At 72.4% G+C, this 16,566-nt stretch carries 21 protein-coding genes and 1 riboswitch; of the genes, 14 read left to right on the forward strand and 7 right to left on the reverse strand.

The window, feature by feature from the left end:
• Positions 1-56 precede the first annotated feature (56 nt).
• The 9 genes from ACMATS_RS26435 to ACMATS_RS26475 all read left to right on the forward strand — a co-directional run bounded on the left by ACMATS_RS26435 (position 57) and on the right by ACMATS_RS26475 (position 8,597).
• Entirely contained in the window at positions 57-1,007 is a 951-nt protein-coding gene (locus ACMATS_RS26435) for an NADP-dependent oxidoreductase (RefSeq protein ID WP_414169300.1), read from the forward strand.
• A 136-nt stretch (positions 1,008-1,143) separates the two neighbouring features.
• A riboswitch (M-box (ykoK) riboswitch) is annotated at positions 1,144-1,319 on the forward strand.
• Positions 1,320-1,622: 303 nt separating this feature from the next.
• A complete protein-coding gene (locus tag ACMATS_RS26440) occupies positions 1,623-3,272 on the forward strand; it encodes an NRAMP family divalent metal transporter (protein ID WP_414169301.1) in 1,650 nt (549 codons plus the stop codon).
• Between the two features lie 92 nt (positions 3,273-3,364).
• A complete protein-coding gene (locus tag ACMATS_RS26445; protein WP_390782383.1) occupies positions 3,365-3,661 on the forward strand; it encodes a hypothetical protein in 297 nt (98 codons plus the stop codon).
• Positions 3,662-3,754: 93 nt separating this feature from the next.
• Positions 3,755-3,961 (forward strand): hypothetical protein, encoded by a 207-nt coding sequence (locus ACMATS_RS26450; protein ID WP_390782382.1) that lies wholly within the window; start codon positions 3,755-3,757, stop codon positions 3,959-3,961.
• Between the two features lie 38 nt (positions 3,962-3,999).
• Positions 4,000-4,392, forward strand: a complete 393-nt coding sequence (locus ACMATS_RS26455; protein WP_391151469.1) for a winged helix-turn-helix domain-containing protein — start codon at positions 4,000-4,002, stop codon at positions 4,390-4,392.
• A gap of 22 nt (positions 4,393-4,414) precedes the next feature.
• Entirely contained in the window at positions 4,415-4,747 is a 333-nt protein-coding gene (locus ACMATS_RS26460) for a hypothetical protein (RefSeq protein WP_390782380.1), read from the forward strand.
• 71 nt (positions 4,748-4,818) lie between these two features.
• Positions 4,819-5,265 carry a hypothetical protein gene (locus tag ACMATS_RS26465; protein ID WP_414169302.1) on the forward strand — a complete coding sequence of 149 codons (447 nt, stop codon included), beginning with the start codon at positions 4,819-4,821 and terminating at the stop codon, positions 5,263-5,265.
• Between the two features lie 186 nt (positions 5,266-5,451).
• Positions 5,452-7,206, forward strand: coding sequence for an ABC transporter permease (locus ACMATS_RS26470; RefSeq protein WP_390782378.1), 1,755 nt, complete (start codon positions 5,452-5,454; stop codon positions 7,204-7,206).
• Between the two features lie 26 nt (positions 7,207-7,232).
• The gene (locus tag ACMATS_RS26475; RefSeq protein ID WP_390782377.1) at positions 7,233-8,597 is read left to right on the forward strand and encodes a nitrate/sulfonate/bicarbonate ABC transporter ATP-binding protein; all 1,365 of its coding nucleotides are present in this window, start codon (positions 7,233-7,235) and stop codon (positions 8,595-8,597) included.
• Between the two features lie 154 nt (positions 8,598-8,751).
• On the opposite strand, the gene ACMATS_RS26480 is transcribed toward ACMATS_RS26475, so the two are convergent.
• Together ACMATS_RS26480 and ACMATS_RS26485 are read right to left on the reverse strand one after the other, a co-directional pair.
• Complete coding sequence (locus ACMATS_RS26480) at positions 8,752-9,162, reverse strand: ArsR/SmtB family transcription factor (protein WP_390782376.1); 411 nt, start codon at positions 9,160-9,162, stop codon at positions 8,752-8,754.
• A gap of 70 nt (positions 9,163-9,232) precedes the next feature.
• Positions 9,233-9,688: a hypothetical protein gene (locus ACMATS_RS26485; protein ID WP_390782375.1), complete on the reverse strand. Its 456-nt coding sequence runs from the start codon at positions 9,686-9,688 to the stop codon at positions 9,233-9,235.
• Positions 9,689-9,829: 141 nt separating this feature from the next.
• On the opposite strand from ACMATS_RS26485, the gene trxA reads away from it, so the two are divergent.
• A complete protein-coding gene (trxA, locus tag ACMATS_RS26490) occupies positions 9,830-10,210 on the forward strand; it encodes a thioredoxin (protein WP_390782374.1) in 381 nt (126 codons plus the stop codon).
• 90 nt (positions 10,211-10,300) lie between these two features.
• Positions 10,301-10,726 (forward strand): OsmC family protein, encoded by a 426-nt coding sequence (locus ACMATS_RS26495; protein WP_390782373.1) that lies wholly within the window; start codon positions 10,301-10,303, stop codon positions 10,724-10,726.
• Here ACMATS_RS26495 and ACMATS_RS26500 read toward each other — a convergent pair.
• From ACMATS_RS26500 to ACMATS_RS26510, 3 genes are all read right to left on the reverse strand, one after another.
• Positions 10,701-11,342 (reverse strand): YoaK family protein, encoded by a 642-nt coding sequence (locus tag ACMATS_RS26500; protein WP_414170800.1) that lies wholly within the window; start codon positions 11,340-11,342, stop codon positions 10,701-10,703. The two genes, ACMATS_RS26495 and ACMATS_RS26500, sit on opposite strands and share 26 nt — an antisense overlap.
• A 40-nt stretch (positions 11,343-11,382) precedes the next feature.
• The gene (locus tag ACMATS_RS26505; RefSeq protein WP_414169303.1) at positions 11,383-11,940 is read right to left on the reverse strand and encodes a class F sortase; all 558 of its coding nucleotides are present in this window, start codon (positions 11,938-11,940) and stop codon (positions 11,383-11,385) included.
• 129 nt (positions 11,941-12,069) lie between these two features.
• Positions 12,070-12,663, reverse strand: coding sequence for a hypothetical protein (locus ACMATS_RS26510; RefSeq protein WP_414169304.1), 594 nt, complete (start codon positions 12,661-12,663; stop codon positions 12,070-12,072).
• A 207-nt stretch (positions 12,664-12,870) separates the two neighbouring features.
• On the opposite strand from ACMATS_RS26510, the gene ACMATS_RS26515 reads away from it, so the two are divergent.
• Complete coding sequence (locus tag ACMATS_RS26515) at positions 12,871-13,389, forward strand: isochorismatase family protein (RefSeq protein ID WP_390777943.1); 519 nt, start codon at positions 12,871-12,873, stop codon at positions 13,387-13,389.
• 236 nt (positions 13,390-13,625) lie between these two features.
• Here the strand turns inward: ACMATS_RS26515 and ACMATS_RS26520 are convergent, their stop codons facing one another.
• Positions 13,626-14,072 carry a MarR family winged helix-turn-helix transcriptional regulator gene (locus tag ACMATS_RS26520; RefSeq protein WP_391151476.1) on the reverse strand — a complete coding sequence of 149 codons (447 nt, stop codon included), beginning with the start codon at positions 14,070-14,072 and terminating at the stop codon, positions 13,626-13,628.
• An 85-nt stretch (positions 14,073-14,157) separates the two neighbouring features.
• On the opposite strand from ACMATS_RS26520, the gene ACMATS_RS26525 reads away from it, so the two are divergent.
• Both ACMATS_RS26525 and ACMATS_RS26530 read left to right on the forward strand, forming a co-directional pair.
• Complete coding sequence (locus ACMATS_RS26525) at positions 14,158-15,174, forward strand: NADP-dependent oxidoreductase (protein WP_414169305.1); 1,017 nt, start codon at positions 14,158-14,160, stop codon at positions 15,172-15,174.
• Positions 15,175-15,217: 43 nt separating this feature from the next.
• Positions 15,218-15,646 (forward strand): organic hydroperoxide resistance protein, encoded by a 429-nt coding sequence (locus tag ACMATS_RS26530; protein WP_414169306.1) that lies wholly within the window; start codon positions 15,218-15,220, stop codon positions 15,644-15,646.
• A gap of 206 nt (positions 15,647-15,852) precedes the next feature.
• Here ACMATS_RS26530 and ACMATS_RS26535 read toward each other — a convergent pair whose 3' ends face one another.
• The gene (locus ACMATS_RS26535; protein ID WP_390777939.1) at positions 15,853-16,566 is read right to left on the reverse strand and encodes a carbon-nitrogen hydrolase family protein; all 714 of its coding nucleotides are present in this window, start codon (positions 16,564-16,566) and stop codon (positions 15,853-15,855) included.

Here is a 16,566-nt window from a genome sequence, read left to right on the forward strand (position 1 = left end):
CACCATGACCTCCGGGCCACTGTGCCCGCAGGTGGTCCGGCCCGCACGCTGGGGACATGAACGACAACACCACGATGAAGGCGATCAGCCAGAACACCTACGGCGGCCCGGAGGTCGTCGGCGAGACCGTCGTCGAGCGCCCCGTACCCGGCCCCTCCGAGGTCCTCGTCCGCGTCCGCGCGGCGGGGATGAACCCGACTGACTGGAAGCACCGGCAGCGCGCCGGCTTCCTGGACCGCCTGCCGCTGGTGCTCGGCTGGGACGTCTCCGGCGTCGTCGAGGAGGCCGGCCTGGGCGTCACGCTGCACGAGGCGGGCGACGAGGTGTTCGGCATGCTGCCCTACCCGTACGGGGTGGGCTCCTTCGCCGAGTACGTGGTCGCCCCGGCCCGGGCGCTGGTGCGCAAGCCGGCGAACGTCGACCACGTCCAGGCGGGTGCGATCCCGCTCGCCGCCCTGACCGCCTGGCAGGTCCTGGTGGACACGGCGGACGTGCAGCCCGGTCAGCGGGTGCTGATCCACGCCGCGGCGGGCGGCGTCGGGCACCTCGCCGTGCAGATCGCCAAGGAGCGCGGGGCGTACGTGATCGGCACGGCCAGCGCTCCCAAGCACGCGCTGCTCCGCGAGCTCGGCGCCGACGAGCTGATCGACTACCGCACCGCGGACTTCACCGCGATCGAGCCGGTCGACCTCGTCCTCGACACCCTCGGCGGCGAGACGGCCGTCCGTTCGCTGGGGACCCTCAAGCCCGGCGGCCTGTTGGTGTCCATCGCCTTCACCGATCTCCCCGGCGACTTCTCCGCGCAGGCCGCCGCCCTCGGCGTCCGGGCCCGGCCGCTGCTCGTCGAGGCCGACCAGGAGGGCATGCGTGCCATCGCCGACCTGGCCGCCGCGGGCCGGCTCCGGGCCGTCGTCGAGGCCGCGTTCCCGCTCGAACAGGCCGTCAAGGGCCATGAGTTGGGCGACACGGGCCGCGTCACCGGCAAGGTCGTGCTCACCCTCCCGTAGGCGGAGGCGTGGATCGTGCGGGCCGCTCCTTCCCCACGGGAGCGGCCCGCATTCTTGGCCAAAGAGTCAAGCTTGTGTCAAGTAGTTGCGTTCATGCGCAAGTAAGGGGCTATGCTGCTGAGCGTTCGAAAAGCATCAGGCACCTCGTTCGGTGAGGCGTCTTCACGGACACAGGCCACTGACCCCACGACGTCGAGAGACGCCCAGGGTCAGGACAGGTCTCCCCGGCCTAAGGGGTGACCCCAAGTGGCTGCCCCGCAGAGCGGGGAATACGCCGTGGAGTGCCAAAGCTCTGACGAGTTGGGGTGAACCGGTCACAGGAACCGGTCCGCTCCTTGCCGTGTCGTCCGGCGCCCGCGTGCGCCCCGGCCGGGAGGAGGCGAGAGACATGGATGGCAGCAGTTGCAGTAGTCCGGGCCACAGTCGGCCCCGTATCCGCACGTCCTCGCTGACCTCCGGTACGCGGTAACCACCTTCCCTGCGCGCCTTCTTGCGCCTTGCCCTGCACCCGTGCGGCCAACTGCCGTGCCGGGTCGCCGTGCTGCGCGCTCGCAGGGGGGATAGCTGCTGCGTGCCCCGCTCTACCTCCCCCATCGGGGGCAAGGGAGGCCCGTCATGACCGACACGATGATCAACCCCTCGCCGGCACCGGCGCCGCGCGCCGCCGTTCTGGACGACGCGCACGTCGGAGACATCCGCGGCGCACTCGGCACCATCAAGCTCGACGACAACGCTCCCCGCAAGGGGCTTTCCGCCAAGCTCAAGACCCTGCTCGCGATCGTCGGCCCCGGCCTGATCGTGATGGTGGGCGACAACGACGCAGGCGCCTTCGCCACGTACGGCCAGGCCGGCCAGAACTACGGCACCCGGCTGCTGTGGACGCTGCTGCTGCTCGTCCCCGTCCTCTACGTCAACCAGGAGATGGTGCTGCGCCTCGGCGCCGTCACCGGCGTCGGCCACGCGCGGCTGATCCTGGAGCGGTTCGGGAAGTTCTGGGGCGCGTTCTCCGTCATCGACCTCTTCCTGCTCAACGCCCTGACGATCGTCACCGAGTTCATCGGTGTCGCCCTCGCCGTCGGCTACCTCGGACTGCCCAAGACGGCGAGCGTGCTGGTCGCCGCGGCCGTGGTCATCCTGGCCGCCTCCACCGGGTCCTTCCGGCGCTTCGAGCGCACCGCCATCGCGCTGTGCCTCGGCTCGCTGCTGCTCATCCCGATCTACTTCATGATCCACCCGAGCACCGGGACCATGGCGCACGACTTCGTCGTCCCCGGCATGCCCAAGGACTCCAAGCTCTCCGACGTCATGCTGCTGATCATCGGCATCGTCGGCACCACCGTGGCGCCCTGGCAGCTGTTCTTCCAGCAGTCCTACGTCATCGACAAGCGCATCACCCCGCGCTTCATGAAGTACGAGAAGGCCGACCTCTGGCTCGGCATCGTGGTCGTCATCATCGGCGCCGCCGCCATCATGGGCTTCACCGCCGCCGCCTTCACGGGCACCAAGGAGTTCGGCAACTTCGACGACGCCATCGGCATCGCCCACGGCCTGGAGGCCAACGCGGGCCGGGTCGCCGGCGTGCTGTTCGCCATCGCCCTGCTCGACGCCTCGATCATCGGCGCCTCCGCCGTCTCGCTGTCCACCGCCTACGCGCTCGGCGACGTCCTCGGCCTCAAGCACTCCCTGCACCGGGGCATCGGCGGCGCCAAGGCCTTCTACGCGATCTTCGCGGGCGTGGTGCTGCTCGCCGCGGTCATCGTCATCATCCCCGGCTCGCCGCTCGGCCTGATCACCGAAGGCGTGCAGACCCTGGCCGGTGTGCTGCTGCCCTCCGCCTCGGTCTTCCTGCTCCTGCTCTGCAACGACAAGGCCGTCCTCGGCCCGTGGGTCAACGGCCGCTGGACGAACATGTTCACCTCGCTCGTCGTCGCCGTCCTGGTCTGCCTGTCGATCATCCTCACCGCCGCGGTGCTCTTCCCCGACATCACCACCGGCGCGATCCTCGACATCATGGCCGTCTGCGGCGTCGCCGGCCTGCTGGCCCTCGGCTACGCCGAGACCCGGCGCCGCAAGAAGGGGTGGGCGATGGCCGCCCCCGTCGACCGCACCGGCAAGGAGAACTGGCGGATGCCCCCGCTGGAGGAGCTCCCCAAGCCCATCATCTCCACCGGGCGCAAGATCGGCCTGACCGCCCTGCGCACCTACCTGCTGGCCGCGATGATCCTGGTGATCGTCCGCATCGTGCAGCTCGCACTCGGCCACTGACAGACGTCCCCGGGGCGGTGTGTCCTCCCCAGTTCCGCCGCCCCGGGGGCCACTTCACCCGACCGTCTCCCACGGACAAGGAGGGCACGTCCATGCGCCTCCTCCAGCACCTCTCCAAGTTCACGGCGTGCCCGGCCCCCGAGGCCCACGCCCGCCGCCTCTGCCCGCGCGTCAGCCTGACGCTGCAGGACGGCACCGAGCGCCCGTACCTGCTGGACGACCCCGGCAGTGACCCGCGCCCCGAGGACGACCCGCGCGCCGCCTACGAACCGCGCGTCCACCTCGCCTACATTCTGGCCCGCCAGGGCCATGACGCCCGCTGGCTCGCCCGGTTCGCCGATCTGCCGCTGCCGGCCGCGCACCGCATCACCGAGGCCGCAGCCGCCTGAGCGGCCCGTTCTCCCCGTACCTTCCCCAACTCACCGGCTTCGCCATGCCGTTTTCCGGCATGCCGTCGCGCTGCCTCGCGGAGGTGACCCCGTATGTCCGTCCTGTCTGTCGTCCGCGCCCGTTACGCGCCCGCGCTCCGCTGGGCAGGCCGTCCGGAAGCTGCGGGCCGGTTGCCGCTGGTCGCGCCCACGCGGCAGAGCCGCATATGTCGCTGCCCCGCGCCCCGGCGGCCCCGCGCGCACTGGCACGTCGTCACCGGCGCCGACGGGCGTACGCACCTCGAAGCCGAGTGGCACTGAGCGCTTCGGCCGCGCCCACGAGATCGTCAGGAGCAGACATGTCCCTGCGTTACCCCCGCATCACCCGCACCCACCAGGAACGCCCCGCGGCCGTCGAGCCGAAGGCGCGGAAGCCGCAGCTGCCGCACCGGCTGGGCGGGCTGACCGTCGACACCGAAGCCCGTATCGCGACCGCGGGGGAGCGGGAACTCCCCCTCACCTTCATGGAGTTCGAGCTCCTGACCCACCTCGTCGCCCACCCCCGGCGGGTGCACACCCGCCGCCAGCTGCTGACCGTCATCTGGGGTCCCGGCAACTCCAGCGGCACCCGCACCATCGACGTCCACGTCGCCCGGCTGCGCCGCAAGCTCGGCCCCGACTACCAGGCCCTGATCAAGACCGTGCGGCAGGTCGGCTACGCCCTCGACCCGTCGAAGACGACCGCCCAGTGATCACCCAGGAGGTGTGCCACCCATGCGACTCCTCACCCGTCCCCTGTTCCGCCGCCCCGCCCCTCCGCCGCCCGTCGCGCCGACCCACGGAACGATCAGTGCCCAGTGCGAGCGCCGTGTCGAGGGCAAGGTCCGGGCCCTGTGCGTGCTCGCCTTCGCGGGCACCGGAGCGCGCCTGAACAGCCTGCACGTCATCGAGCCGGACGACAGCGTGACCGTCGTCGTCCGCATCACCCTCACCCTGCCCGGGCCCGGCGGCGTCGCCCTGGACCGGCTGGTCGACCAGCTGTCCCACGAGCCCGGCGTGCGGGACCTGCACTGGCGGCTGCACACGGAGAGCGCCTCCGCCGCCTGAGGGCAGAGGCTGGCCGGGTCCCGCGAACCGAGCAAGGATGGGAGGAGAGGCCGAGGAGGTGGAGGTACGGCATGAGGATGCCCCGCCTGCACGCCGGTGAGGGTGCAGGAGCCCTGGCGGCCCTGGTGGCGGGCCTGCTGCTCGTCGCCGGGCTGAACGCGGCCCTCGCCGGCGACCGGCCGTTCGCCGCTGCCGCCTGGACGGCCTCCGCGGCCGTGGCCCTCGCCCTGGCCGCAGGCGTCCTGCACAGCCGCCGCCGCACCGTCGTCCGCGCGGCGGACACCCGGCTGCCGGAGCGGGTGGACGACGACTGGTTCACCGGACCGACCTTCGCGGGCTTCCCCACGGAGGCCGTCCGGCCCCTGCTGGAGCGGCCCGGCTCCCCGAGCCGCAGCGAGGTGTGCACCGCGTGGGTGCTCGCCACGCACGGCCACGACGCCGACTGGATAGCGGACCACCTGGATCTTCCCCCGGAGGTGGCCCGGGTGCTCGTGGACGCCGCTCTGCAGCGGGACTGACGGGCCGGCCCTCCGGGTACGGGACGGAGGGCCGGCCCTTCTGCGCAGCTGTTTGCATACAGATGCGAATGTCGGCAAACTGCCCGATGCCCGACGGCCACCCGCCGTGCACCGCCTTTTCTCGACGCGGCCGGACCGATGACGGATCATCGGTACACAGGCCGCCGTGTGCTGGGGGTTGTCCCGATGTCCTTCCCGTCGCGATCCGCCGCCTCGCGGGCGTCCCTGCCCTCGCGGGTGGCCGGGCGGTTCTCCCGCCTGTCGTGGGTGGACGCGGTCGTGGCCGCCGCGGTGCTGGTGGGCCTGTACCTGCTGCTGCGGGTGGGCAAGGGGGCGACCGTCTCCTTCGACCCCGCGCACGTGGCCAGGGTGGACACCGACCCCGCGAGGCTGCCGTACTACGCGGCGCGGAGCCTGCTGCGGATGTTCACCGCCCTGGCCGCCTCCGTCGCCTTCACGCTGGTCTACGGCTACGCGGCCGCCCGCAGCAGGCGGCTGGAGCGGATCCTCGTCCCCGCCCTGGACATCCTGCAGTCCGTCCCCGTGCTGGGCTTCCTCTCGGTCGCGGTGACGGGCTTCCTCTCGCTCTTCCCCGGCTCGATGCTCGGCCTCGAGTGCGCCTCCATCTTCGCGATCTTCACCTCGCAGGCCTGGAACATGACGTTCGGCTTCTACCACTCGCTCATCACCCTGCCCCGCGAACTGGACGAGGTCTCCCGCTCCTTCCGCTTCACCCGCTGGATGCGGTTCTGGAAGGTCGAACTGCCCGCCGGGGCCATCGGGCTCGTCTGGAACGGGATGATGAGCTTCGGCGGCGGCTGGTTCTTCCTCGTCGCCTCCGAGGCGATCAGCGTCTCCGGCCACCAGTACGCGCTGCCCGGCGTCGGTTCCTTCGCGGGCACCGCCATCGCCGAGGGCGACCTGGGCAAGGTCGGCTGGGCGGTCGGCACCATGACCGCCATGGTCGTCGGCGTCAACTTCCTCTTCTGGCGGCCGCTGACCGCCTGGGCGGAACGCTTCAAGAACGAGCAGTCCGAGGCCGCCGACGTCCAGCGGTCGCTGGTGCTGGACTTCCTGCGGCGCTCCTCCTGGCCGCGGCTGCTCGGCCGCGCGGCGCGGCCCGTGGGGGAGGCGCTGGGCCGCGCCGGACGGGTCCTCGGCACCGACGACCGGCCGCTCGCCGTCCGCCCCGGCCGCCGCCGGGCCGGCGACCTCGTCTTCGGGCTGACGTCCGGCGGGCTCGTCGCCTGGGGCCTGTTCGACCTGCTCGGCTACCTGCGGTACCGCACCGGGCTCGGCGTCTTCGGCGAACCGCTGCTGCTGGGCCTGGCCACCCTCGCCCGCGTCGTCGTGCTCGTCGCCGTCGCCACCCTCGTCTGGGTGCCCATCGGGGTGCGCATCGGCTTCTCGCCGCGGCTGGCCCGGATCGCCCAGCCCTTCGTCCAGATCCTCGCCAGCTTCCCCGCCAACTTCCTCTTCCCGCTGGCCACCTGGTTCTTCCTGAGGACGGGACTGTCGCTCGACATCGGCGGCATCGTGCTGATGGCGCTGGGCGCCCAGTGGTACATCCTCTTCAACACCATCGCCGGCGCCGCGGCCGTCCCCTCCGACCTGCGCGAGGCCATGGACGACCTGGGGGTGCGCGGCTGGCAGCGCTGGAAGCGCCTGATCATCCCCGGCATCTTCCCCGCCTACGTCACCGGCGGCATCACCGCCTCCGGCGGCGCCTGGAACGCCTCGATCGTCTCCGAGGTCGTCACCTTCGGCGGCACCACCCTGACCGCCACCGGCCTGGGCGCCTACATCGCCCGCGCCACCGCCCGCGGCGACTACCCGCACCTGATCGCGGGGATCGCCGTCATGGCCGTCTACGTCGTCGGCCTCAACCGCCTTGTGTGGCGCAGGCTCTACCGCCTCGCCGAGACCCGGTACTCGCTGTGAACCGCCCCGCCGGAAGGAGCCCCGCGATGGCCCCGAGCCCCGTCGCCGACGTGACCGCCCGCCCCCGCCCGGCCGACGGCGAGGTGCTGCTCGCCGCCGAGGCGGTCACCAAGACCTATGCCGGCGCCGACGCCGAACTGCCCGTCCTGGCCGGGGTGGACCTGGAGATACGCGCCGGGGAGATCGTCGCCCTGCTCGGCCGCTCCGGCTCCGGCAAGTCCACGCTGCTGCGCTGCCTGGCCGGCCTGATCCCGGCCAGTTCCGGCACCGTCACCTACCGCGGCAAGCCCCTCGACGGCGCCAACCCCGGCACCGCCATGGTCTTCCAGACCTTCGCGCTGCTGCCCTGGCTGACCGTCCAGCAGAACGTCGAACTCGGCCTGGAGGCACGGGGCGTGCCCGCCGCCGAGCGTGCCGAGGCGGCGCTCCAGGCCATCGACCTCATCGGCCTCGACGGCTTCGAGTCCGCCTACCCCAAGGAGCTCTCCGGCGGCATGCGCCAGCGCGTCGGCTTCGCCCGCGCCCTGGTCGTCGAACCCGACGTGCTGATGATGGACGAGCCGTTCTCCGCGCTCGACGTGCTCACCGCGGAGAACCTGCGCGGCGAGCTGATGGAGCTGTGGGAGTCCGGCCAATTCCCCACCCGCGCCGTCGTGTTGGTCACCCACAACATCGAGGAGGCGGTGCTGATGGCCGACCGCGTCGTCCTCCTCGGCTCGCGCCCCGGCACCCTCAGAGCCACCTTCGACGTCCCCCTGGAACGTCCCCGCGACCGCAACTCGCCCGCGTTCGACGCGCTCATCGACGCGGTCTACCAGGTCATGACCGGCCGCGAGAAGGACACCGCCCCGCACCTGCCCGGCCGCACCGCCGCCGGCCCCGTGGAACCGGCCCGGCGCACCCTGGCCAGCACACCGCTGCCGCGGGCCAGCGTCGACGGCCTCTCCGGCCTCGCCGAGATCGTCGCGCAGCACGGCGACCGGTGCGACCTGGCGGACCTCGCCGAGGAACTCGGCCTGGAGGTCGACGACCTGCTGCCCCAGGTCGACGCGCTGGACCTGCTGGGCTTCGCCCTGGTCCGCGAGGGCGACCTGCTGCTGACCCCGCAGGGCGCCGCCTTCGCGGGCGCGGACGTGCAGGAGTCCAAGAGAATCTTCGCGGACGCGGTTCCCGAGGCGGCCCCGCTGGTCAAGCTGATCGTCACGACCCTGCGCCGCACGGCGGGCCCGGTGCGCGCGGGCTTCTTCCGCGACCTGCTGGCCCACCACTACACGAGCGAACAGGTGACGGAACAACTGGAGACGGCCACGGACTGGGGCCGCTACGCGGAGCTGTACGCGTACGAAGCGGGCCGCGAGGAATACGAGTTGGACGAGGCGGGGGCTGCGTAGGAGGGGCGCCCCGTCAGCCGCGTCCCGTAGGGGCGCGGGGCTGTCACTCCCCCAGCTACCTCCCCCAGCTACCGCTGGGGGTGCCCCCAGGAGGTACCCCCAGCGGCTCCGCCGCGTGGGCGCGACCAACCACAACGAACCCGCACCCGAAGAATCAACCGCTGGCCGCAGGCCTCCCGCGCCGCAGGCGCGCGGCCGCCCCGACCCGCCCCCGCACCGTGGCTATGTCCGCGGCGGGCAGCGATTCGGACGCAGACGGCTCCTCCGGGGTCACCGCAGGGCCTTGCGCAGCAAGCACCGCCCCCTCCAACAGGGTGCGCACCTGATCCCCGGCGGCCCGGTAGTAGATCCGCGTCCCCTCCCGCCGAGAGGCGACAAGGCCCGCGGACCGCAGCCGCGCAAGGTGCTGGGAGACGGCGGCGACATGCGCGCCGACCATGTCGGCGAGCTGGCCCACGGAGTGCTCGCGGCGGGTCAGTGCCCAGAGCACCTGGAACCGCGTGGGATCGGCCACCGCCTTCAGCACGGCGACGGCCTGTTCCACCCTGTGGGCTTGCGCATCCATGCCCAGGAGTCTAGGTCGTGCGGGGTGGATCCTCCCGTGACCCGCACGGCCTCACTCCCCGGGGGCGGGCTCAGAACCAGCTGTCGCCGTCGCCGTTGTCGTCGACCTCGACGTACTCGCTGTTGTCGATGTAGTTGTTGACGACCCGCGGCTCGTCGTCGTCCATCATCTCGTTGATCAGCGCACCGCCGATCGCACCGGCCGCGACACCGGCCGCCACGCCGCCCCAGCCGGGACCCTGGCGCTGCGGCTGGGCGTAACCCGGCTGGGCCGGGGCGGCGTAACCGGGCTGGGCCGGGGCGGCGTAGCCCGGGCGGCCCTGGGGCGCGGCGTAACCCTGCTGGGGCGCCTGCGCGTAGCCCTGGGCGTAACCGGCGTTGTTGCCCTGCGCCGCCTGCTGCTGCATCGTCGCCCAGCGCTGCGCGCACGCGGTGCACGCCATGACGTTGCGCACGACGCCCCACTGCGGCGCCCACATCAGGTTCTGCATGCCCTGGCCGTGCGACGGATCAAAGAAACAGTTCATCGGACCCTCCCGAGTACAGCCCCCTGCCGTGCGGGGCTACAAGGCGTCAGGCTACTCGATCGTCTGCCCGGAATACGCGGCCGTACGGACCCGTTACGGTCGCGGAGCAAGGTAACGGCCACGGCAGTCGGGAAGGTGCTCATGGGCAGCAGCACGGTGGAGCTCACCAAGGACAACTTCGACGCGATCGTCTCCGGCAGCGGGTTCGTCCTCATCGACTTCTGGGCCGCCTGGTGCGGGCCGTGCCGGGCGTTCGCGCCGGTCTACGAGAAGGCCGCCGAACGGCACGGGGACCTGGTGTTCGGGAAGGTGGACACCGAGGCGCAACCGGAGTTGGCGGCCGCGTTCGAGGTCCGGTCGATTCCGACGCTGATGATCGTGCGGGAGAACATCGCGGTGTTCGCCCAGCCGGGGGCGCTGCCCGAGGCGGCGCTGGAGGACGTCATCCGCCAGGCGCGGGCGCTGGACATGGACGAGGTGCGGGCATCGATCGCCGAGGCGGAGCGGCCTGACGACGCGTAAGGGCGCGATGCGGCACGATACGACCCGAACCGTCACCACGTGTCAGAACGACTCGGACCGTCTCGGAACGACGTACCAGGAGGAACAGGCATGGCAACGAACCGCATTGCGCACACCGTCTGGACCGGCGACCTGCTCAAGGGCAGCGGCGTCGTCAGCTTCGACTCGTCCGGCATCGCCGACCAGGCGGTGTCCTGGCCGTCGCGGTCCGAGCAGGCCAACGGCAAGACGAGCCCCGAGGAGTTGATCGCCGGAGCCCACTCCAGCTGCTTCTCCATGGCCCTCTCGCACGGCCTGGCGGGCGCGGGCACCCCGCCCACCCGCCTGGAGACCAAGGCGGAGGTCACCTTCCAGCCGGGCGAGGGCATCACGGGCATCCACCTCACGGTGCGCGGCGAGGTGCCGGGCCTGGACGAGGAGGGCTTCGCCGCGGCCGCGGAGGACGCCAAGAAGAACTGCCCGGTGAGCCAGGCCCTCGCCGGCACGACGATCACGCTGTCGGCGGAGCTGGCGTAGGGGACCGGTTCCCGGAGGCGGGGGCCAGGCACGCCCCCGCCAGCACCCCCACGCACACCGCCGCCACCCCCAGGGGCCAGGCGGTCCCGTGCCGCAGGACCAGCGCCGCCCCCGCGCAGGCGCCGGTGGCCATGGCCAGCGCCGCCCCGGCCCGGCGCGGGGCCCGGGCGCCGCGGCCGCCGGCCAGGCGGGACTCGGCGGCGAGCCCGGTGAGGGACATCGTCAGGACGGTCGTGGTCATGTCGGGCACGGCCATCCGCCGCACCGTCGCATTGCGCACCCCCATGGCGACCGCCAGCACGCCGATCCCGGCGTACCGCGAGGCGCCCGCGGCCGCGGCCGACGCGGCGATCAGCACCGCCTCCACCAGCAGCGCCCATCCCGTCCGCCGCCGTGACGGCCACCCGCCCAGGGCGTTCGCGAACCGGCCGGCGAGCACCGCCCCGGTCGCGAAGCCGGCCAGCGAGACCAGCGAGCCGGTCGCCGAGAAGCCCGGGGCCCCGGCCGCCGCGAAGCCGAGCACCACCACGTTGCCGGTCATGTTCGCGGTGAAGACGTGCCCGAGGCCGAGGTAGCTGGCGGCGTCGACGAGGCCGCTGACGACGGTCAGCGCCATCAGCACGGCCAGCTGCCGCGTCGGGCGTGCGGTCACACGGTCATGATGGCAGGGACGCGTAGACGATGAGGTTGTCCACGGGGTGCCCGTCGGAGTCCAGATCGCCTGCGCAGGTGACCAGGCGCAGCGCCTTCTCGCTCGTGCCCCCGTAGACCTTCCGGGTGGGGAAGGCGTTCTTCCGGACGGTCTCCGTACCGGTGACGGTGAAGTGCAGCACCTGGCCGTCGCCGCGCCGCACGTCGATGACCATGCCCTTGCCGACCTTCTTCAGGTCGTGGAAGACGGCCTCGCCGTTGCGGGTGGCGTTGTGCCCGATGATCACGGCCGCCCCGGCGTCGCCGGGCACGACGCTGCCGGTGTACCACCCGGCGGTCATGCCCTTCTCGGGCGGCGGGACCTGCACGGTGTCGTCCTTGTTCAGGCCCAGCCGCATCAGCGGGCTGTCCACGCCGATGGACGGTATGGAGACCCGCGACGGCTCCTCGGCCCGCGCCGGGCCGCCGATCGCCTTGTCCGTACCGCCGCCCAGCGAGCAGCCGACCAGGAGGGCCGGCAGCACCAGCAGCAGGGCGAGGGGGGAGAGTCGTGTGCGGGACATGGCCCTCACGCTACGGAGCGGGCCTCGGCGTCCGCCTCGGACAAACGGCCACCTTTCGGCTCCGTCCAAAGGACGAGGCGGGGCGCGGTGGTCCGCCTCCAGGGCGTGTGCCGACCCATCGGACACGCCCTAGGAGACGAGCCGCTGGAACAGCCCCCAGGTGAACTCGGCCACGTACTCCCGCTCCGCCCCGGCCGCGTCGTCCTCGTCCCGCGCCGTGAAGGACAGCCGCCAGCGGGTGGGAGCCGTGCCCTCCATCGGGCGGGCCGGGGCGAAGGCGTGGGCCACCTCGTCCACCGTGCACGACCAGGGCCGCAGGTCACGGACCGTGCGCAGGGCGGGGCCGCGCGAGGCCGGGGCGCGGACCAGCCACTCGTTCCAGACCGCGCCGCCGGGCGCGGCCAGCACCTCGAAGCGCAGGTCGGGCCAGAGCGGCACCGGCCAGGTCAGTGCCTCGAAGGCCAGGTCGCCGACGGTGCGCGTGGCCACGGTCTCGGGCGGGCCGAGCACGGAGCGGTAGCGGGGGCCGGCCGCGCGGCGCCGGGGGGAGTGCAGCATGGCCTGCCAGCGGCGGTTGGCCTCGCGCATCGCGGACCGGTCGACGCCCAGCTCGCGCAGGGCGTCCTCGACCAGTTCCGGCTGGTGGTCGGCCATCCGGCGCAGCAGGACGAGCTGGAACTCCAGCGGGCCGAAGGGCTCGGGGACTGTGCTCATGGGGTTCATGGTGGCGCACCACCAGCCCCTCTGGTACCCGATCCGGCCGGACCCGGCGACCGGAATCGTAAGGATCCCCAAGGATCCGGGAGTTGTGGGGCAAGGAGCCTGAAGTCCCCTCCTGTGCATGCCGTTTCGCGCAACCTTTACCTGCCGTCGGCCGGGAGCTGGCCGGGAGGCCGCCCGGGCCGGGTGCCCGGCGGGTACGGTCTGGCCATGACGGAAATCGACCCCCAGTGCTCTGCCCTCGTCCTCGTCGACCTCATGGAACGCATCGTGGCGTTGCCCCTCGCCCCGCACAGCGGTGACGAAGTGGCCGAAAAGGCGATGGAGTTGGCGCGCGCGTTCCGCAAGGCGGGGGCGCCGGTGGTGGCCGTGCGGGTCGAGCGGCCGGGCGTGCCCGAACAGCCGCCCGGCAGCGGGTTGCTCCCCGGGGTCGCCGAGCCGGGCGACATCGAGATCGTGAAGCGGACGGTCGGCGCCTTCCACGGCACCGGCCTGGACGACCGGCTGCGCGGGCTGGGTGTGCGCACCCTGGTCCTCGCCGGGATCGCCACCAACCTCGGGGTGGAGTCGACGGCGCGGGCCGCCGCCGACCACGGCTACGAGCTGGTCTTCGTCGAGGACGCCATGAGCGCGATGACGGCGGAGGAACACCGGGCGTCGGTGACGCTGGACATGCCGAGGCTGGGCACGGTGGTCACGGCGAGGGCGTTGACCGTGGCCGCCCCGTAGCCGGGCGCCCCGTAAGGGGCGCGGGGAACTGCGCGATCAGCCACGACGCGCCCGCAGCTGACGTCCCCGGGGCTTTGCCCCGGACCCCTGGGGTGGTGCGTCGGCTGCGGGCCGGTGGCGGCTGGTCGCGCCCACGCGGCGGAGCCGCTGGGGGTACCTCCTGGGGGCACCCCCAGCGGTAGCTGGGGGAGGTAGCTGGGGGAGAAACAGCCCCGCGCCCCTGACGGGGCGCCCCGTTACGAGGCGCCCAGCATCCGCTTGAGCAGGTCCCGCAGAACCCCGCGATCGGCCGCCGACAAGGCGGCCAGCGGCTCGCGCGCAAAGTGCAACGACTCCCGCAAACGCGCCGAGGTCGTGCGCCCCTCCTCCGTGACGGCGGCGAGCTTCACGCGGCGGTCGTCGGGGTCGGGCCGCCGCTCCACCAGGCCGCGGGCCTCCAGTCGGTCCACGATGCCGGTGACGTTGGACGGCTCGCACTTCAGCTGCTGCGCGATCCGCCGCATGGGCAGCGGCTCGCGCGAGAGCAGGGCCAGGACGCGGGCCTGGGCGCCGGTCAGCGAGTGCTGGGCGGCGGCGTGCTCGTACTCCTCGTGGTACCGCGCCACGACCGTCCCGATGAGTTCGACCACCTCGACGGTGAGGGCATCGGCGGGGGCGGCGGAGTCGTGGCTGTGGCGCGTCATGGGGACAGGCTACTCCTTTGCTTGACAACATGAAATATCGAGGAGCATGGTTGTTTCAGGAAGTGAAGCTTTAGGAGGCTCGTCCATGTCGTCCGCACTGCCCGCCACCAGCCGTGAATGGCACCTCGTCGCCCGCCCGCAGGGCTGGCCGAAGCCCGAGGACTTCGCCCTGCGCGAGGCGACGGTATCCGAGCCCGGCGAGGGCCAGATCGTCGTCCGCAACCTGTACCTCTCGGTCGACCCGTACATGCGCGGCCGGATGAACGACGTCAAGTCGTACGTTCCGCCCTTCCAGCTCGACCGTCCCATGGACGGCGGCGCGGTCGGCGAGGTCGTCGCCTCCCGCGCCGAGGGCTTCGCCCCCGGCGACCACGTGCTGCACGGCCTGGGCTGGCGCGAGTACGCGCTGGTCGACGCGCAGCGCGCCGTCAAGGTCGACGCGGCCGTCGCCCCGCTCTCCAGCTACCTCGGCGTGATGGGCATGCCCGGCATGACCGCCTACGCGGGCCTGCTGGAGGTCGGTTCGTTCAAGGAGGGCGACACGGTCTTCGTCTCCGGCGCGGCCGGCGCGGTCGGCAGCATGGTCGGCCAGGTCGCGAGGCTCAAGGGCGCCGCGCGCGTGATCGGCAGCGCCGGCTCCGCGGAGAAGGTCCGCCACCTCACCGAGGAGCTCGGCTTCGACGCGGCCTTCAACTACAAGGACGGCCCGGTCCTGGAGCAGCTGAAGGAGGCCGCCCCCGACGGCATCGACGTCTACTTCGACAACGTCGGCGGCGAGCACCTGGAGGCCGCGATCTCCGTCCTGAAGCCGCACGGCCGCGCCGTGCTCTGCGGTGCGATCGCCCAGTACAACGACACGGAGCCGGCCCCCGGCCCGCGCAACCTGGGCCAGGTCATCGGCAAGCGGCTGCGCCTGCAGGGCATGATCGTCTCCGACCACGAGGCGCTGCGCCCGCAGTTCTTCACGGAGGTCGGCGGCTGGCTGCGCTCCGGCGAGCTCGCGCACCGGGAGACGGTCGTGAAGGGCATCGAGGGCATGGGCGAGGCCTTCCTCGGCCTGCTGCGCGGTGACAACACCGGCAAGATGATCGTCGGTCTCTGAGCCGGTTCTCCGGCGCCAAAGGACATCAAGAAAGGTTTCTGCTATGTCTGTTCAGCCCGTGGACGTCGCCTACACCGCCGTCGCCACCGCCGAGAACGGCCGTGACGGCCGTGTCGCCAGCGACGACGGCAAGCTCGACGTCGTCGTCAACCCGCCGAAGGAGCTCGGCGGCAGCGGCAGCGGCACCAACCCGGAGCAGCTGTTCGCTGCCGGCTACAGCGCGTGCTTCCAGGGCGCGCTGGGCGTCGTGGCCCGTCAGGAGAAGGCCGACATCTCCGGCTCGACCGTCACGGCCGAGGTCGGCATCGGCAAGACGCCGGACGGCGGCTTCTGCCTGAAGGTCGCCATCTCGGCGCACATCCCGAACGTGGACGGGGCCACGGCCCTCGCCCTGATCGAGAAGGCCCACCAGGTGTGCCCGTACTCGAACGCGACGCGGGGCAACATCGAGGTGACGCTGGCGGTGCGCTAGGGCGTGTCCGATGGGTCAGTGCGGGCCCCGCGGCTCCCCCAGCTACCGCTGGGGGTACCCCCAGGTGCGGTACATCGCAAGGCGGAGCATTACCCGCGTACTGGGCGTACTCGGGTGATGCGACAACGTGGCGAGGTGCCGTGCCGGGCGCCGCGGGGCCTGTGCTGACCCATCGGACACGCCCTAGGTGCCGGGGGAGGGGCGGTTCAGGGCAGCGGAAGTTCCGCCCGTACCAGCCCCTCCCCGGCCCCCAGTTCGGCCAGTACCGTGCCGTCCGGCCCCCACACCCCGCTGAGTCCGCACGCCTCGTACGGGCCCGCGGGGCCCGCGTGGTTGGCCAGCAGGGTGAACAGGCCGTTGTCCGCGGCCAGGGCGGGGAAGACCGTCATCCGCTCCGCGGCGCCCCGCTGCCCGTAGAGCGAACTCGCCAGCAGCACCGCGCACTTGTCGGCCGCGGCCCGCTCGGCCAGGTCCGGGAAGTGGGCGTCGTAGCAGATCGCCAGGCCGAACCGGACGCCGTCCAGCACGAACCGGCCGTCCTGCGCCCCCGGCACGAAGCCGGCCGCGAGCTCGGTCCCGGTCACGTGCTGCTTGTCGTAGTGCGCGAGGAGCGCGCCGTCCGGCCCGTACACGTACGAGCTGATCGTGAGGCCGATGCCGGGGCAGTTGACGACCGCCGCGACCCCCGCGGCCCGGCACGCCTCCCGTACCGGGGCGAGCCGCGGGTCGTCCGGGCCCAGGGTCAGCCGCCCGGGGTCGGCGGCGACCGCCTCCAGTTCGTACCCCGTGACGGCCAGTTCCCCGAAGACGACCAGCGAAGCGCCCTGCTCACCGGCCTCCGTCACGAAACCGGCCATACGGGCCGCATTGGCTTCGACGTCGCACGGCCGGGCCGTGAACTGCGCTGCAGCGATGATCAT

It is taken from the genome of Streptoverticillium reticulum (assembly GCF_047456005.1).
GTDB lineage: Bacteria > Actinomycetota > Actinomycetes > Streptomycetales > Streptomycetaceae > Streptomyces > Streptomyces reticulum.

Bases quoted from the DNA above. Each gene is read 5' to 3' on its own strand.
- ACMATS_RS26455 (WP_391151469.1), top strand. From the start codon at position 4,000: ATGTCCCTGCGTTACCCCCGCATCACCCGCACCCACCAGGAACGCCCC.
- ACMATS_RS26440 (WP_414169301.1), top strand. From the start codon at position 1,623: ATGACCGACACGATGATCAACCCCTCGCCGGCACCGGCGCCGCGCGCC.
- ACMATS_RS26520 (WP_391151476.1), bottom strand. From the start codon at position 14,072: ATGACGCGCCACAGCCACGACTCCGCCGCCCCCGCCGATGCCCTCACC.
- ACMATS_RS26435 (WP_414169300.1), top strand. From the start codon at position 57: ATGAACGACAACACCACGATGAAGGCGATCAGCCAGAACACCTACGGC.
- ACMATS_RS26450 (WP_390782382.1), top strand. From the start codon at position 3,755: ATGTCCGTCCTGTCTGTCGTCCGCGCCCGTTACGCGCCCGCGCTCCGC.
- ACMATS_RS26495 (WP_390782373.1), top strand. From the start codon at position 10,301: ATGGCAACGAACCGCATTGCGCACACCGTCTGGACCGGCGACCTGCTC.
- ACMATS_RS26480 (WP_390782376.1), bottom strand. From the start codon at position 9,162: ATGGATGCGCAAGCCCACAGGGTGGAACAGGCCGTCGCCGTGCTGAAG.
- ACMATS_RS26470 (WP_390782378.1), top strand. From the start codon at position 5,452: ATGTCCTTCCCGTCGCGATCCGCCGCCTCGCGGGCGTCCCTGCCCTCG.
- ACMATS_RS26510 (WP_414169304.1), bottom strand. From the start codon at position 12,663: ATGAACCCCATGAGCACAGTCCCCGAGCCCTTCGGCCCGCTGGAGTTC.
- ACMATS_RS26525 (WP_414169305.1), top strand. From the start codon at position 14,158: ATGTCGTCCGCACTGCCCGCCACCAGCCGTGAATGGCACCTCGTCGCC.
- ACMATS_RS26460 (WP_390782380.1), top strand. From the start codon at position 4,415: ATGCGACTCCTCACCCGTCCCCTGTTCCGCCGCCCCGCCCCTCCGCCG.
- ACMATS_RS26445 (WP_390782383.1), top strand. From the start codon at position 3,365: ATGCGCCTCCTCCAGCACCTCTCCAAGTTCACGGCGTGCCCGGCCCCC.
- trxA (WP_390782374.1), top strand. From the start codon at position 9,830: ATGGGCAGCAGCACGGTGGAGCTCACCAAGGACAACTTCGACGCGATC.
- ACMATS_RS26505 (WP_414169303.1), bottom strand. From the start codon at position 11,940: ATGTCCCGCACACGACTCTCCCCCCTCGCCCTGCTGCTGGTGCTGCCG.
- ACMATS_RS26535 (WP_390777939.1), bottom strand. From the start codon at position 16,566: ATGATCATCGCTGCAGCGCAGTTCACGGCCCGGCCGTGCGACGTCGAA.
- ACMATS_RS26500 (WP_414170800.1), bottom strand. From the start codon at position 11,342: ATGGCGCTGACCGTCGTCAGCGGCCTCGTCGACGCCGCCAGCTACCTC.
- ACMATS_RS26475 (WP_390782377.1), top strand. From the start codon at position 7,233: ATGGCCCCGAGCCCCGTCGCCGACGTGACCGCCCGCCCCCGCCCGGCC.
- ACMATS_RS26530 (WP_414169306.1), top strand. From the start codon at position 15,218: ATGTCTGTTCAGCCCGTGGACGTCGCCTACACCGCCGTCGCCACCGCC.
- ACMATS_RS26485 (WP_390782375.1), bottom strand. From the start codon at position 9,688: ATGAACTGTTTCTTTGATCCGTCGCACGGCCAGGGCATGCAGAACCTG.
- ACMATS_RS26515 (WP_390777943.1), top strand. From the start codon at position 12,871: ATGACGGAAATCGACCCCCAGTGCTCTGCCCTCGTCCTCGTCGACCTC.
- ACMATS_RS26465 (WP_414169302.1), top strand. From the start codon at position 4,819: ATGAGGATGCCCCGCCTGCACGCCGGTGAGGGTGCAGGAGCCCTGGCG.